Here is a 14323-nt window from a genome sequence, read left to right on the forward strand (position 1 = left end):
CGCCGTTCGCGCGACGCGAAGAAAAAGGCGTGTCTTTAGCGGTCCTCGCCGGTGTCGTAGTGCTCACCGGAGGCCTCCGGGACGCGCGTGCGCCCGAAGAGCGCGAGCACGATTATGACGGTGACGTAGGGGATGGTGCGGACGAGCGGGCGCGGGACGTCGAAGACGTCGAGCGCCTGCAGGGTGAGTTGGACGGCGTCGAGGCCCGCGAACAGCATCGTCGAGAGCAGCGCGCCGATGGGGTTGTAGTTCCCGAAGAGGAACGCGACGATGGCGATGAACCCCTTCCCGTTCACCATCGTCGGGCCGCTCCCCGTGAACTGGCCGATGCTGAGCGAGAGCGCGGCGCCGCCGATGCCGGCGAGGACGCCCGAGAGGACGACGGCCGCGTAGCGCACGCGGTGGACGTTCACGCCGGCCGTGTCGAGCGCTTTCGGGTTCTCGCCGCTCGCGCGCACCCAGCGCCCGAACGTCGTCCGGTTCAGGACGTACCAGGAGAGCGCGACGACGAGGAACATCAGGTAGACGAACGGCGTCGCGTCGAAGAGCGCGCCGAGGAACGGGAGGCCGGCGAGCGACGTCCCCGTCCCGGGGATGGTCGCCGTGAGCGCGTCGCTGAGGACGGGAATCCCCATCTGCGTGACCGTCTGCACCGTCTGGACGCTGTCCGTGTTCGTGCTGCCGTAGATGACGGAGGACGCGAACGGCGCGAGGCCGAGCGCGATGAGCCAGACGGCGAGGCCGGCGATGATCTGGTCGGCGCGGTACTTGATGCAGACGACGGCGAAGAGCGCCGCGAGGAGCGTGCTCGCGAGGACGCCGCCGAGGACCCCGAGCGCGAGGCTGCCGGTGACGTCCGTCATCCAGATGGCGCTGAACGCGGAGATGATGAGCAGGCCCTCGAGGCCGATGTTGATGACGCCGGCCTTCTCGGAGAAGATGCCGCCGACGGCGGCGAGCGCGATGGGGACGGAGAGCCTGAGCGTCGCGCCGAGCGTCGACTCCGAGAGGAGGACGCCGAGGAGCGCGCCCGCTTTCGACCCGGGGAAGGCGACGCCGGCGACGACGAGCGCGACGAGCGCGAGCGCCACGACGCTGATGGAGAGGCGCTGGACGAGGCCGCGCTCGCCGAACCAGCCGGCGGCCCGATGGAGCGCCGTCGCCACGGGGCCGGTGGACGACCCCGACTCACTCATCGTCACCACCTCCGACGCCGCCGTCGGTCGCCATCGGCGCCCCGTCGCCAGCGACGGGGCCGACGACGCGGCGGCCGATCATGCGGAAGAACTCCGGCATCGCGACGAAGAGAATGATGAGGCCGCGCAGGACGCCGACGAGCTCCGGGGGGACGTTCGAGCCGACCTGCACGACGATGGACCCGCTCTTCAGGACGCCGAAGAGGAGCGCGGCCGCCGCGACGCCGAGCGGGTTGTTCCCCGCGAGGATGGAGACGGTGATGCCGTCGAAGCCGTAGGACGGGACGCCGGTCTGGAAGTTACCGAGGATCATGAGGACGTAGACGGCGCCGCCGACGCCGGCGAGCGCGCCGGAGAGCGCCATGCTGGAGACGATGGTTCGTTTGGCGTCGACGCCGCCGTACTCGGCGGCCTGCGCTTGCAGGCCGCTCGTGCGCAGGTCGTAGCCGAAGGAGGTGCGCGTGAGCAGGAGCCAGACGCCGACAAGCGTCAGGAGGCCGACGGCCAGCGCGATGAGCGAGAAGTCGTCGCGCGCCCGGAAGAGCGCGGTCGGGAAGAGCGCGACGTCGGGGAGCGGGACGGTCTGGTTCGCGACACTCTCGGTGTCCTTGAACCAGTTCGGGTCGCCGACGAGGAAGAGCGCGACGGACGTCGCGACGAAGTTCAGCATGATGGTGGTGATAACTTCGTTCGCGTCCGCGTACGCCTTCAGCGCACCGGGGAGCGCGCCGTACGCGCCGCCGGTGAGTGCGCCGACGAGCAGGCCGAAGGCGACGAGGACGACGGTGGTGACGACGCCGAAACCGGCCACGAGGGGTGCGACGGCGCCGACGACGACGGCTGTGGCGAGCGCGCCGAGGACGAGTTGGCCCTGTGCGCCGATGTTGAAGACGCCCGCGCGGAACGCGAGCGCGACGGCGACGCCCGTGAAGAGCAACACGGTGGTTTCGGCGAGCGTCGTCGCGACGTTGCCGTTCAGCGGGTCCGCGAGGAAGTCCCCGAACGCGCCGAGGAAGAGCTTCTCGTAGACGCCGATGGGGTCGTAGCAGAAGCCGACGCCGACGTAGGTCGTCGCGGCCGTGCTACAGGACGTCATCCGGCCGGCGACGAGGACGATGACGAAGCCGATAGCGATCGAGAGGAGGAGCGCGGAGGCGCTGATGAGGAAGCGCTCGAAGCCCGAGGCGCGGACGAGGCGCTCGAGCGCCCCACGCGCCCGGTCGCGCGCGCTCATCGCGCCACCTCCGTCTCGGCGGCGGACTCGGCGTCGAAGCCGTCGGGGTACTCGCCCGCCATCAACAGCCCGAGTTCCTCTTCGGTGACGTCATCTGGTTCGACGACCGCCATCAGGTCGCCCTCGTACATCACGGCGAGGCGGTCGGAGAGCCCCTGCACCTCGTCGAGTTTCGAGGAGACGAGGAGGACGGCGCGCCCCTCGTCGCGCAGGTCGAGGAGGCGCCGACGGATGAACTCCGTCGAGCCGATGTCGACGCCGCGCGTCGGATGCGTCGCGACGACGAGACGGGGGTCGCGTTCGAACTCGCGGCCGGCGATGAACTTCTGCTGGTTCCCCCCGGAGAGCGCCGCCGAGCGCGCCTCGACGTCGGGCGGCCGGACGTCGTACGTCTCGACGATGTCGTCCGCGTGCTCGCGGGCGCGGTCCCAGTCGATCTGGCCGCGCTCGGCGAACGGCTCGGCGTGCTGACTCCCGAGGATGGCGTTCTCCACGAGGTCGAAGTCCATCACGAGCCCGCGCTCCTGTCTGTCCTCGGGGATGTACGCCATCCCGCGGTCGATGCGTTCGCGTCGCGGCGTCTCCGTGACGTCCTCGCCGTCGAAGGAGACGGTCCCGGATTCGGCGCTCCGCAGGCCCGTTATCGCCTCGACGAGCTCGGACTGGCCGTTCCCGTCGACGCCCGCGACGCCGAACACCTCGCCCTCGCGCACGCCGAAGGACGCGCCGGTCACCGCGGGGACGCCCCGGTCGTCGCGGACGCTCACGTCCTCGACGGTGAGGACCGGGCTTCCGGGCTCGGCGTCCGATCTCTCGAACTGCATGTCGACCTGCCGGCCGACCATGTACTCCGCGAGCGCCTCGCGCGTCGCCTCCGCCGCCGGGACGCTCGCGACGTGCTTCCCGTCCCGGAGGACGGTGATGTCGTCGGCGGCGTGCATCGCCTCGCCGAGCTTGTGCGTGATGAAGATGATCGTCTTCCCCTGCTCGGTGAGCTCCTCGATGACGTCGTAGAGGTCCTCGACCTCCTGTGGGGTGAGGACGGCCGTCGGCTCGTCGAGGATGAGGACGTCCGCGCCCCGGTAGAGCGCCTTCAGGATTTCGACGCGCTGCTGGACGCCGACGCTGACGTCCGCGACCGTCTCGTCGGGGTCGACGTCGAAGCCGTAGCGCTCGCTCAGCTCGCGGACCTCGCGGCGCGCGGCGTCGCGGTCGACCGCGAGCCCGCCCCACTTCCGGGGCTCGTTCCCGAGGACGATGTTCTCCGCGACCGTCATCGGGTCGACCAGCATGAAGTGCTGGTGGATCATGCCGACGCCGGCGTCGATGGCGTCGCGCGGCGAGTCGAAGTCCCGCTCCGTGCCCTTCACGACGACGCGACCCGCCGTCGGCTCGTAGAGGCCGTAGAGGACGTTCATCAGCGTCGTCTTCCCCGCGCCGTTCTCACCGAGGAGGGCGTGGACCGTTCCCGTCTCGACCTCCAAGGTCACGTCGTCGTTCGCGACGACACCCGGGAACCGCTTCGTGATGCCGTCGAGTCGAACCGCCAAATCACTCATTGTATGCGTGCAGAATGTGGGAATGTGTATGCCGCCGTCGCCGCTGTCAGCGACCTGTTCAGGCGTCGTTCGGGTCGGTCGGAACGTCGATGTCGCCGTCGATGATGGCCTGGCGGGCGTCGGCGACCGCCGTCTTGACGTCCTCGGGGACGTCGCCGCCGAGTTCGTCGCCGTAGACGCAGGCGACGCCGCCGTCCTGCAGGCCGAGCGTCGTCGTCGACCCGCCGTCGAAGCTCTCGTCGACGACGTTCTTCACGCAGTTGTACACGGCGGTGTCGACGCGCTTGACCATGCTCGCGAGGATGACGTCCGCGTAGCTCGGCTTCGTGAGCGACTGGTCGCGGTCGACGCCGATGGCGAAGCGGCCCTTCTGCTGGGCGGCCTGGAAGACGCCGGTGCCCGTGTTCCCGGAGGCGTGGTAGACGATGTCCGCGCCGGAGTTGTACATCGCGAGCGCGGCTTCCTGCCCGCCCGAGGGGTCGTTGAAGCTCCCGACGTAGGACGTCTGGATGTCGACGTCGTCGTTCGCGTACTTCACGCCGGCCTTGTAGCCGGCCTCGAACTTCCCGATGAGGTCGCCCTCGACGCCGCCGACGAAGCCGACGTTCGTCGAGTCGGACTGGGTGGCGCCCGCGCCCGCCTCGAAGCTCATCGTCGTGAGTTTCCCGGCGAGGACGCCGGTGAGGAAGGAGCCCTCGTGCTCCTGGAAGACGTAGCTCGCGACGTTGTCGCCCTCGACCGTCGAGTCGACGATCTGGAACTGCTGGTCGGGGTACTGGGAGGCCGACTCGGAGAGCGCGTCCGCCTGCAGGTAGCCGATGCAGGAGACGAGGTCGTAGTTCGGGTCCGTCGAGCTCGCGAACTGCTGCTGGTAGTTGCTGAACTGCGAGACCTCGTCGGGCTCGGCGGACTGGTACGCGACGTCGAGCTCCTCGACGGCCTGCTCGATGCCCTGCTTCGCTTGGTCGTTGAACGACCCGTCGCCGGTGCCGCCCGTCCCGTAGACGAGACCGATGTTCGCCGCCGCGTCGGCCGCGGTAGTCGTCTCGCCGTCCGACGTCTCACCGCCGGTCGTCGTCTCGGAGCCGCCACCGTCCCCGGAGGGCCCGCCCGAACAGCCCGCGAGACCGGTCAGGCCGGCGACGCCGAGCCCGCCGGTCACTTTGACGAAGTCACGACGGTCGAAGTTTGACATTGTTGGAATTACCTTCGGGGGAGAAGGTATAAAAGCATCGAAGGGGCGTACGCACGTTTATATCTCACAGAAACAGCACGTATTTTCTAGAGGTTCGTGAGATGTCGACACACGTCGAGGTTCGGGCGACGGCGTCCGACGCCCGTCACACGCGGGGCGGACGCGCCCTCACTCGCGCGCCGCCGCGACGGCGTCGCGCACCACCGCCGTCACGTCGTCCACGAGCGCGTCGACGTCGTCGCTCTCCGCGTAGACCCGCACGTATGGCTCCGTCCCGGACGGGCGAACGAGCGTCCACGCGCCGTCCTCGAACGTGAGGCGGACGCCGTACTCCGTCGCCACCGTGGCGTCCGCGAACGCCGCCGGGAGGTCGTCCTCGAGCGCGGCCATCACGGCCGTCTTCAAGTCGTCCGGGCACTCCACGGAGACCTTCCGATAGGGGCGCTCGGTGACCGGGTCGCGCAGGGCGCCGAGTCCGCCCGCGTCCGCGACGAGGCGCGCGAGCACGGCGGCGGACGCCACGCCGTCGATCCACCCGCCGAACTCCGTGTGGATGTGCTTCCACGGCTCCGCCGCGAAGACGACGTCGCCGCCCCCGCGTCGCGCCTCCGCGATGCCCTCGTGGAGCGCGCCGAGTCGGACGCGCTCGACGCGCCCGCCGGCGTCGGCGACGCGTTCGTCCACGCGAGCGGAGGCGTTCGGCGTCGTCACCACGACCGGGTCCGCGACGGCGCTCGCTCGCGTGTAGTGCTCAGCGAGCATCGCCACCACCGTGTCCTCGTGGACGACTCCACCCGACGGGTCGACCGCGACGATGCGGTCGGCGTCGCCGTCGTGCGCGAGGCCGAAATCGGCGTCGCCGTCCGCGACGAACGCCCGCAGGTCGCGCACCGTCTCCGGCGTCGGCTTGCTCGGCCGACCCGGGAACCGCCCGTCGACGTTCGCGTTCAGCGTCACGACGTGCGCCCCGAGTTCGCGGAGGACCTGCGGGGTGGCGACGCTCGCCATCCCGTTCCCGCAGTCGACGGCGACCGTCAGGCCGTCGCAGGGCGCGCCGTGCTCGCGTGCGTAGTCGGCGACGGCGTCGCGGTAGTCCGCGAGGACCGACCCCTGGGAGCGCCCGCCCCACTCGTCCCAGCGCGCCGGCTCCGCGCCCGCCGCGACGGCCGCCTCGATGTCGGCCTCCTGCACGTCGCCGTACTCGGTGCCGTCGTCGAAGAGCTTGATGCCGTTGTCCTCCGGGGGGTTGTGCGAGGCGGTGAGCATCACGCCGTGCCGGCCCCGTGAGGCCCACGCGAGCGCCGGCGTCGGCACCTGCCCGAGGACGGTGACGTCCGCGCCCGCCGACGTCAGGCCGGCGGCCATCGCGGCGGCGAGCGCGTCCCCGGTGACGCGGCCGTCGCGCCCGAGGACGAACGCGTCCGCGTTCCGGCCGGCCGCCCGCCCGACTCGCAGGGCGAGCTCCGGCGTCACCCGACCCTGTGCGCTCCCGCGAATACCCGCCGTTCCGAAGAGGTCCATACTCGGGTGTGCGTCGCCCGAAGCAAAGAGCCACCGCTACAGCTCGACGCCGCCCGGGATGAGGCTGCGACCCCGGAGGAGGTCGCCGTCCGCGCTGTAGACGAGGAACGTCTCCTTCTCGTAGGTGAGGACGCGCTCGCCGTCGACGGAGACGACGACCCGATAGCTGCCGTTGACGTCGTCGCCGTCCTCGCGCTCGCCGTACGCACGGGCGGCGTCCACGAAGTCGAGGACGTCCGCCGCGTCCTCGTCGAGTTCGAGGAGGAGCGAGCCGGTGACGCGGTCGGTGACGGAGACGACGCCGGTCGCGTCGGGGTCGTCCGGGTCGCCGCGCAACCGGAGCGTTACGTCCGTCTCCTCGGCGGACAGGTACTCGCCGTCCGGGCCGCGGAGTCGCTCCTCGAGGTCCGTCCGCGAGCCGTCGAAGTCGATGGTGACGGTGGGCGGCCGCGCGTTCGTGTCGTCGCTGTCCTCGACCGTGACGTCGAGCGTGAAGTCCTCGCGCCGCATCTGGATGTGGACCACGCTACACGGTCACACGACTTGAACGTAACGCCGACGGGGACGCGAGCGCCGACGCGCGAAGCGTCGCGGCCCGCGACGCGCCGCCCCCCAGTGTGCGGACAGGTTTTAAGCTACGCCGGAGTGTTGGGTCAGTAGACCCTCTCGATGTCCAGCGAACTTCCAGACACGCTTTCGGGCGGCTACGAGCGCATCCGCTGGCGGCTCGAACGGGCCGTCGAGATGCTTCGGGGATCCACGATCGCCGAGACGGACTATCGGCCCGCCGAACACGGCCCGCTCGTCTCCTTCTCCGGGCTGGACGGCTACGAGGAAGTCGATCGCTACTGGGTGAACGCGCCCTACGCGTTCGTCTGGATCGGCCACGACGCCGAGGCGAACGAGTACCGCTATCACGTCGTCGAACCCGACCTCGACGACGTCGAGCAGGAACTGCTCGAGAACCTCTTCAGCGACGTCCGGGACACCCTCGTCTACGACGCCCAGTACGACCCGCAGGACGCCGAATCCATCCTGCAAGAGCGCACCCAGCGCCTCCTCGAGGAGTACGGCGCGGAGATCGACCCGAACGCCTTCCACCGCCTCTTCTACTACCTCTACCGAGCGTTCGAGGGCTTCGAGAAGATCGACCCCTTGATGCACGACGATCACATCGAGGACGTCTCTTGTGACGGCTACGGGATCCCGCTGTTCGTCTACCACGACGACTACACCGACATCGAGACGAACCTCTCCTACGAGCAGGAGGAACTCGACAGCTTCGTCGTCCGCCTCGCCCAGCAGTCCGGCCGCCACATCAGCATCGGCGACCCCGTGACGGAGACGACGCTCCCCGACGGCAGTCGCGCCGAGCTCGCGCTCGGCGAGGAGGTCACCCCGCGCGGCTCCGCGTTCACCATCCGCCAGTACTCCGAGGAGCCGTTCACGCCCGCGACGCTCGTCGACCTCAACACGTTCGACCTCGACCAGATGGCGTACCTCTGGCTCGCCATCGAGTCAAACAAGAGCCTGCTCTTCGCGGGCGGCACCGCCTCGGGGAAGACGACGTCGATGAACGCCGTCTCGATGTTCGTCCCGCCGCGCTCGAAGGTGCTCACCATCGAGGACACCCGCGAGCTCACCCTCTACCACGACAACTGGCTCTCCTCCATCACGCGCGAGAGCCTCGGGGACAGCTCGGACATCACGATGTACGACCTGCTGCGCTCGGCGCTGCGCCACCGCCCCGAGTACATCATCGTCGGCGAGGTGCGCGGGAACGAGGCGATGACGCTCTTCCAGGCGATGAACACCGGGCACACGACGTACTCGACGATGCACGCCGACAGCGTCCAGACCGCGATAAATCGGTTAGAAAACGAGCCGATCAACGTCCCGCGCGCGATGATTCAGAGCCTCGACATCCTCTGCGTGCAGACGCTCACGTACGTCGGCGACGAGCGCGTGCGGCGCAACCGCGTCATCGCCGAGATCGAGGGCATCGACCAGCGCACCGGCGACCTCGACTACTCGACGGCGTTCGAGTGGCGGCCCACCGAGGACCGGTTCGTCGAGCAGGACAGCGCCGTCCTCGACGAGATCCGCGAGGACCGCGGGTGGAGCCGCTCCGAGTTGCTTCGCGAACTCCGGAACCGGAAGCGCGTCCTCAAGTACCTCGTCGACCGCGACATCACGGACTACCGGCAGTTCACCGCGCTCGTCAACGAGTACTACGCGAACCCCGAGCAGGTCGTCGAGCGCGTCACCGACCGACTCGACGAGGACGTCGAGAGGTAAGCCGTGCTCGAGTACCTCCCGCTCGTCCTCACCGGCCTCCTCGTCGTCGCGCTCGCGTGCGTCCCGCTGAGCGAGCGCCTCGACCGACTCGTCACGTGGACGGCGATCGGCGTCTTCGGGAGCTACGCGCGCTCGCGGGCGATCGCGAACCGCCAGCAGGCCCGCGTTCTCCGCTCCGCGCACGTCCCCCGGCCGTACGTCGCCTACGCCGCCCGGACGTTCCTCTTCAGCGCCGTCGCCGGCGTCATCGGGAGCGTGCTCGGCCTCTACCTCGTCGCCGCCGTCCTCGTCCTCGTCGAGACCGGCGTCCTCCCGGTCACGGCGTTCGCGTCGATCACCGAGATGGGCGCGCTCCCCCTCTTCGGTGCCGTCCTCCTCGGGAGCGTGACGCTCGGCGTCATCGCGGCGTTCGCGACCTACCAGTTCCGCTGGACGCTCCCGCGCTACCGCGCGGGCGAGCGCGCCCGACAGATCGACTCGACGCTCGAACGCAACATCGCGTTCATGTTCGCGCTCTCGCGTTCCGGGATGGCGTTCACGGAGATCCTGCGCATCCTCGCGAAGAACCACGCCGTCTACGGCGAGGCCGCGCGCGAAGTCGGCGTCACCGTCCGCGACGTCGACCTCTTCGGCGCGGACCTCATCAGCGCGCTCCGACGCACCGCCCAGCGTACCCCGAGCAACGACTTCCAGGAGTTCATCGAGAACCTCACGAGCGTCCTCCAGTCCGGCCAGAGCGTCAGCGGCTTCCTCCACGAGGAGTACGAGCAGTACAAGGAGGAGTCGGAGAGCGAGCAGGAGCGCTTCCTCGAACTCCTCTCGACGCTCGCCGAAGCGTACGTCACCGTCTTCGTCGCCGGCCCGCTCTTCCTCATCACCATCCTCGTCGTCATCGGCCTCGTCCTCGGCGGGACGCTCACCTTCCTCCGCGTCTTCACGTACCTCGTCATCCCGCTCGCCACCCTCGGCCTCATCGTCTATCTCGACAGCATCACGAGCGACACCGACTTCGACCGCGAGCGCATCCTCGAATCCGGCGAGGACTACGAGCGCGTCGTCGAATCGCACACCCCGGAAGCGGACGGCGTCAGCGCCGACGGCGGGACGACCGGCGATCTCGCGAACCGCGCGCGACTGCGCATTCACGACCGCGTCCAGCCCACTCGCTACGCGCTCACGCACCCCGTCGAGACGCTCGTCGAACAGCCCGTCTGGCTCCTCGCCATCACGTGCCCGATCGCCGTCCTCTACGTCTTCGGCCGCTGGATACTCGCGCTGCTCGCCACGGACACCGCGCCCGCCGACCTCCTCCAGCCCGCGACGCTGGAGTCCCTCCTCGGCGTGCTCGACGACCCCGTCGTGCAGGCCGTCCTCTTCGTCGTCGGGTCGTTCGCGTTCATCTGGGAGATCCGCAAGCGCCAGATCGACGCGCTCGAACGCGCGATCCCGGACTTCCTCGACCGCCTCGCCAGCACCAACGAAGCCGGGATGCCCATCGTCGCCAGCCTCGAACGCGTCGCGCGCAGCGACCTCGGCGGCCTGAACCGCGAAGTCGGACGGACGTGGACCGACGTCCAGTGGGGCGCGCCCGTCGAGGCCGCCCTCCAGCGCTTCGAGGACCGCGTCCGAACGCCGACGATCACCCGCATCGTCACGCTCACGACGAACGCGATGAACGCGACGAGCGACCTCGGACCCGTCCTCCGGATCGCCGCCGACGAAGCGAAGTCCACGCAGCGCCTGAAGCGCGAGCGCCGCAACGAGCTCATCACCTACCTCGTCGTCATCTACCTCGCGTTCTTCGTCTTCCTCGCGATCATCGTCGCCCTCGACACCATCTTCGTGCCCGCGATTCCGACCGCGGAGCAGTTCGGCGGCGGCGGTGCGGCCGCCGGGAGCGCCGTCAGCGGCATCGGCCAGATCACCGCCGCCGAGAAGGACGCCTACAGCCTCCTCTTCTTCCACACCGCGCTCGTCCAGTCCGTCTGCTCCGGCTTCGTCGCCGGCCAGATGGCGGAGAGCGACCCGCGATCCGGCGCCAAGCACGCGTTCGTGATGCTCGCCATCGCGTACGCCATCTTCCTCGTCTTCGCCTGAGCGCCCACCATCCCGGCGCTTCAAGGGCCGGGACGCTCTCCCGTGGTGTATGACCGACGCCTCCCAACCGCCGACCGGCGACCCCCGTCCCGACCGGGTGTACGACCGCATCGCCGCGCACTTCTCGCGGACCCGCGAGCACCCGTGGCCGGACGTCGCCGACTTCGTCGCCGAGCACGACGGCGACGCGACGCGCGCGCTCGACCTCGGCTGTGGCAACGGCCGGCACGCCGAGCTCCTCGCCGAGCGCGCCGACGCCGTCGTCGGTGTCGACGCCAGCGCCGGCCTCCTCGCCGAAGCCCGCGCACGCGCCGCCGAGCGCGACTACGACCTCTCGCTCGTCCGGGGTGACGCCGCCCGCGTCCCCCTCCGCGACGACAGCATCGACCTCGCCGTCTACGTCGCCACCCTCCACCACCTCCCGAGTCGCGGGGCACGACTCGCCAGCCTCGACGAGCTCGCGCGCGTCCTCGACGCCGGCGGCGAGGCGCTGCTCAGCGTCTGGTCGACGACGCACGAGCGCTTCGAGGAACGCGAGAGCTTCGACACCACCGTGGACTGGACGCTCCCCGGCGGCGAGACCGAACCCCGCTACTACCACATCTACGACCCCGAGGCGTTCCGCGCCGACCTCGACGCCTCCGCGCTCACCGTACTCGACGTCTACGAGTCGGCGGGGAACTCCTACGCCGTCGTCACGTCCTGAAGGGAAACGGTCTTTACCGACCGTCGAAAAACGGGGAGTGTCGCGCACCGGTATCGGGCAGACAAGCGGTCTGCGATGCGCGGTGCGAGCGCAGTGAGAGCACCGATGGTCTAGTGGCTAGGACCTGAGCCTTCCAAGCTCATGGCCCGGGTTCAAATCCCGGTCGGTGCATTTCTGTCGAACGGAGTGAGTCGGAAACCGGGGCGACGAGTGCCGACGCCGATGAGGGCGCAACGCGACTCCGCCTCAGTCCGCACTCACGGGTTCGGCGCCGGTGAGATGGTGGCCGAAGCGGTACATGAGGACGAAGGCGGCGCTGGCGGCGACGATGAACGCGGCGGCGGTCCAGAAGGCGACGGCCATGCCGTAGAGGTCCTTGAGCGAGCCGACGAGGACGGGGCCGACGACCTGCCCGACCTTCCACGAGATGGAGCGCAGGCTCATCGAGGAGGCGACGGAGTCGAAGCGCTCGCCTTCCTCGACGAAGAGCGCCATGCTCGCGGGAAGGCGGATGCTGTCGGCGACACCGATGACGGCGTACGCGAGGAACATCGTGAGGAAGGCCCCGTCGACGTCGAGCGCGTAGCCGAAGCCGCCGACGGAGAACGCGGGGAGGACGCCCTGTGCGTGCCCGGCGAGCGGGATGCAGGCGGTGCCGACGGCGTACGTGAGCGCGCCCGCGAGCACGAAGTACTGCTCGTTCCCGAGGCGGTCGGTGAGGTCGCCCATCCACCCTTGGAGGAGGGCCTTGACGAGTTTCCCGCCGGCGAGGAGGACGCCGATGGCGAACGCGGAGACGCCGAACTCGGTGCGCGCGTAGATGGGCAAGAAGAGGATGACCGCCATCTTCCCGACGCTGAACGCGAAGCGGAAGGTGACGAGCGAGTTCACCATCGGGCGCTTGAGGAGGTCGAGGAACGTCTCGACGCCGCCGGCCTCCTCGGGGTCCTTCCGGCCGCCGGGGTCGTCACGGAGGAGGGCGTAGACGAGGGCGAACGCGAGGAGCGTGATGGCGGAGAGGACGACGAACGTCACCGAGGTGTCGAAGGTGTAGAGGAGCGCGCCCCCAATGAGGTCGCCGGCGAAGCTGGAGAACGCACCGACCTGGTTGTAGGAGCCGAGCCAGCGCCCGCGCTCGTCGTCGGGGCTGATCTCGCCGACGACGCTCGAGCCCGTTATCCAGAGGACGCTCGCGCCGACACCTTGGAGGATGCGGACGAGGACGACGTCGACGGCGTTCGAGACGAAGAGGAAGCCGACGAACGTCGCGACGTTCAGGAGGAGGCCGGCGAGGAGGAAGCGCTTCGCGTTCCGGGTGTCGACGAGGCGGCCGAGCGGGAGGACGATGAGGAGTTGGGCGGCGGCGAACGCGGTGCCGAAGAGCCCCTCCACGAAGCCGGTGGTGCCGAAGGCGTCCGCGAAGAGCGCGATGGCGATGAGGATGGTGGAGTACGCCTGCGCGCGGGCGAACGCCGTCCCGGAGAGCGCGATGAACTCGTGGTCGGTGAAGACGCCGAGTCGGCTGTCGGTCGCGGACACGGTGTGCGCCGGCACTACCGGGGCGGCCGTGATAAGGAGACTGGCACGCGGCCGGCCGTGGGACGCGGACGCGTGCGTCGCGACCTCAGAGTTCGATGCGTTCGACGAGCTGGTTCCCGTCGCCGCCGACGTTCATGGCGACGATACGGATCTCCTCTTCGAGCATCGACTCCTCGAGTTTCTCCTTCAGGAGGCTGTCGACCTGATAGACGCCGGCGGCGTTGCGCATCCGGATTTCGACGAGAACCGGGACGTCCTCGTCCTTGTCGCGGCCGTCGCGGAGCGTGACGGACTCGATGGCCTGACTCGAGATGGTGTTGATGCCGCGTCCGCCGCGCTCGTAGGGGATGCGCGAGCGCCCGCGCTCCATGTCGAGGCCGTCCGCGACGCGGATGACGCCGGCCTCGACGGTGAGCGGTTGCTCCTCGGTGTGGTGACAGAGGATGGCGTGGAGCACCTCGGCCTTCACGCGGACGGCGTCCGCCGTGTCGTAGAACTCGGGGAGGAGTCGGTCGAGGATGTCGGCGGCGAGCGGGATCGACCAGTAGGCGTGGTCGTCGCGGTGGACGACGTGCCCGATGTCGTGGAGGGTCGCGGCGAGCGCGACGATGACGGATTCGTCCGCCTCCGCGAGCCCTTGGTCGGCCGCGCCGTTGAACTCGACGCCGCCGCGCTTCAGGAGGTCGTAGAGGCGGAGCGCGCGGTTGCGGACGATCTCGATGTGCTTGGCGCCGTGGTCGTTGTACCCCTTCCGGGTGACGGGGTTGACGTTCTGGGCGTCGAGGAGCGCGACGACCTCGGGGTCGTTCGTGAGGACGCCGAGGACGTCGTTCAGTTTCTCGTCGGGGAACGCGTGCGTCGCGTCGGGGTCGTACTCCTGCATCCCACGGTCTTCGGTCGCGGGACCGTCGCTGTCGCTCATACCGGACGTGTGTCGCGCGGCGGTAAAAAGGAGCGGGACCTCCGTGTCGAACGGCC

At 69.5% G+C, this 14323-nt stretch carries 11 protein-coding genes and 1 tRNA gene; 4 read left to right on the plus strand and 8 right to left on the minus strand.

All coding sequences use genetic code 11. The annotated features are described in order from the left end of the window. Positions 1-35: 35 nt before the first annotated feature. The 6 genes from IEY12_RS01070 to IEY12_RS01095 all read right to left on the minus strand — a co-directional run bounded on the left by IEY12_RS01070 (position 36) and on the right by IEY12_RS01095 (position 7215). Positions 36-1196, minus strand: coding sequence for an ABC transporter permease (locus IEY12_RS01070; RefSeq protein ID WP_188876693.1), 1161 nt, complete (start codon positions 1194-1196; stop codon positions 36-38). Continuing rightward, positions 1189-2430: an ABC transporter permease gene (locus IEY12_RS01075; protein ID WP_188876695.1), complete on the minus strand. Its 1242-nt coding sequence runs from the start codon at positions 2428-2430 to the stop codon at positions 1189-1191. The genes IEY12_RS01070 and IEY12_RS01075 overlap by 8 nt, the downstream gene beginning before the upstream one ends. After that, the gene (locus IEY12_RS01080) at positions 2427-3989 is read right to left on the minus strand and encodes an ABC transporter ATP-binding protein (RefSeq protein WP_188876697.1); all 1563 of its coding nucleotides are present in this window, start codon (positions 3987-3989) and stop codon (positions 2427-2429) included. Before IEY12_RS01080 ends, IEY12_RS01075 begins: the two co-directional genes overlap by 4 nt. Positions 3990-4047: 58 nt before the next feature. Continuing rightward, positions 4048-5184 carry a BMP family lipoprotein gene (locus IEY12_RS01085; RefSeq protein ID WP_188876700.1) on the minus strand — a complete coding sequence of 379 codons (1137 nt, stop codon included), beginning with the start codon at positions 5182-5184 and terminating at the stop codon, positions 4048-4050. A 168-nt stretch (positions 5185-5352) separates the two neighbouring features. Beyond that, complete coding sequence (locus tag IEY12_RS01090; RefSeq protein ID WP_188876702.1) at positions 5353-6705, minus strand: phosphopentomutase/phosphoglucosamine mutase; 1353 nt, start codon at positions 6703-6705, stop codon at positions 5353-5355. A gap of 36 nt (positions 6706-6741) precedes the next feature. Continuing rightward, positions 6742-7215 carry a DUF5793 family protein gene (locus tag IEY12_RS01095; RefSeq protein ID WP_188880326.1) on the minus strand — a complete coding sequence of 158 codons (474 nt, stop codon included), beginning with the start codon at positions 7213-7215 and terminating at the stop codon, positions 6742-6744. Between the two features lie 159 nt (positions 7216-7374). Between IEY12_RS01095 and IEY12_RS01100 the strand changes: the two genes are divergently transcribed. The 4 genes from IEY12_RS01100 to IEY12_RS01115 all read left to right on the plus strand — a co-directional run bounded on the left by IEY12_RS01100 (position 7375) and on the right by IEY12_RS01115 (position 11977). After that, positions 7375-9003, plus strand: coding sequence for a type II/IV secretion system ATPase subunit (locus IEY12_RS01100; RefSeq protein WP_188876704.1), 1629 nt, complete (start codon positions 7375-7377; stop codon positions 9001-9003). A gap of 3 nt (positions 9004-9006) precedes the next feature. Further along, entirely contained in the window at positions 9007-11100 is a 2094-nt protein-coding gene (locus IEY12_RS01105) for a type II secretion system F family protein (RefSeq protein WP_188876706.1), read from the plus strand. Between the two features lie 49 nt (positions 11101-11149). After that, positions 11150-11806, plus strand: coding sequence for a class I SAM-dependent methyltransferase (locus tag IEY12_RS01110; RefSeq protein WP_188876708.1), 657 nt, complete (start codon positions 11150-11152; stop codon positions 11804-11806). A gap of 99 nt (positions 11807-11905) precedes the next feature. Next, positions 11906-11977, plus strand: a tRNA-Gly gene (locus IEY12_RS01115). Positions 11978-12052: 75 nt separating this feature from the next. Here IEY12_RS01115 and IEY12_RS01120 read toward each other — a convergent pair. Continuing rightward, a complete protein-coding gene (locus IEY12_RS01120; protein ID WP_188876710.1) occupies positions 12053-13345 on the minus strand; it encodes an MFS transporter in 1293 nt (430 codons plus the stop codon). Positions 13346-13430: 85 nt separating this feature from the next. Further along, positions 13431-14267, minus strand: coding sequence for an HD domain-containing protein (locus IEY12_RS01125; protein WP_188876712.1), 837 nt, complete (start codon positions 14265-14267; stop codon positions 13431-13433). Positions 14268-14323 lie beyond the last annotated feature (56 nt).

The sequence above is a fragment of the Halarchaeum grantii genome, assembly GCF_014647455.2.
Taxonomy (GTDB): domain Archaea; phylum Halobacteriota; class Halobacteria; order Halobacteriales; family Halobacteriaceae; genus Halarchaeum; species Halarchaeum grantii.

Excerpts from the sequence above, each read along its gene's own strand:
- IEY12_RS01110 (WP_188876708.1), top strand. The coding sequence starts at position 11,150 with ATGACCGACGCCTCCCAACCGCCGACCGGCGACCCCCGTCCCGACCGG.
- IEY12_RS01095 (WP_188880326.1), bottom strand. The coding sequence starts at position 7,215 with ATGCGGCGCGAGGACTTCACGCTCGACGTCACGGTCGAGGACAGCGAC.
- IEY12_RS01125 (WP_188876712.1), bottom strand. The coding sequence starts at position 14,267 with ATGAGCGACAGCGACGGTCCCGCGACCGAAGACCGTGGGATGCAGGAG.
- IEY12_RS01070 (WP_188876693.1), bottom strand. The coding sequence starts at position 1,196 with ATGAGTGAGTCGGGGTCGTCCACCGGCCCCGTGGCGACGGCGCTCCAT.
- IEY12_RS01075 (WP_188876695.1), bottom strand. The coding sequence starts at position 2,430 with ATGAGCGCGCGCGACCGGGCGCGTGGGGCGCTCGAGCGCCTCGTCCGC.
- IEY12_RS01085 (WP_188876700.1), bottom strand. The coding sequence starts at position 5,184 with ATGTCAAACTTCGACCGTCGTGACTTCGTCAAAGTGACCGGCGGGCTC.
- IEY12_RS01090 (WP_188876702.1), bottom strand. The coding sequence starts at position 6,705 with ATGGACCTCTTCGGAACGGCGGGTATTCGCGGGAGCGCACAGGGTCGG.
- IEY12_RS01100 (WP_188876704.1), top strand. The coding sequence starts at position 7,375 with ATGTCCAGCGAACTTCCAGACACGCTTTCGGGCGGCTACGAGCGCATC.
- IEY12_RS01080 (WP_188876697.1), bottom strand. The coding sequence starts at position 3,989 with ATGAGTGATTTGGCGGTTCGACTCGACGGCATCACGAAGCGGTTCCCG.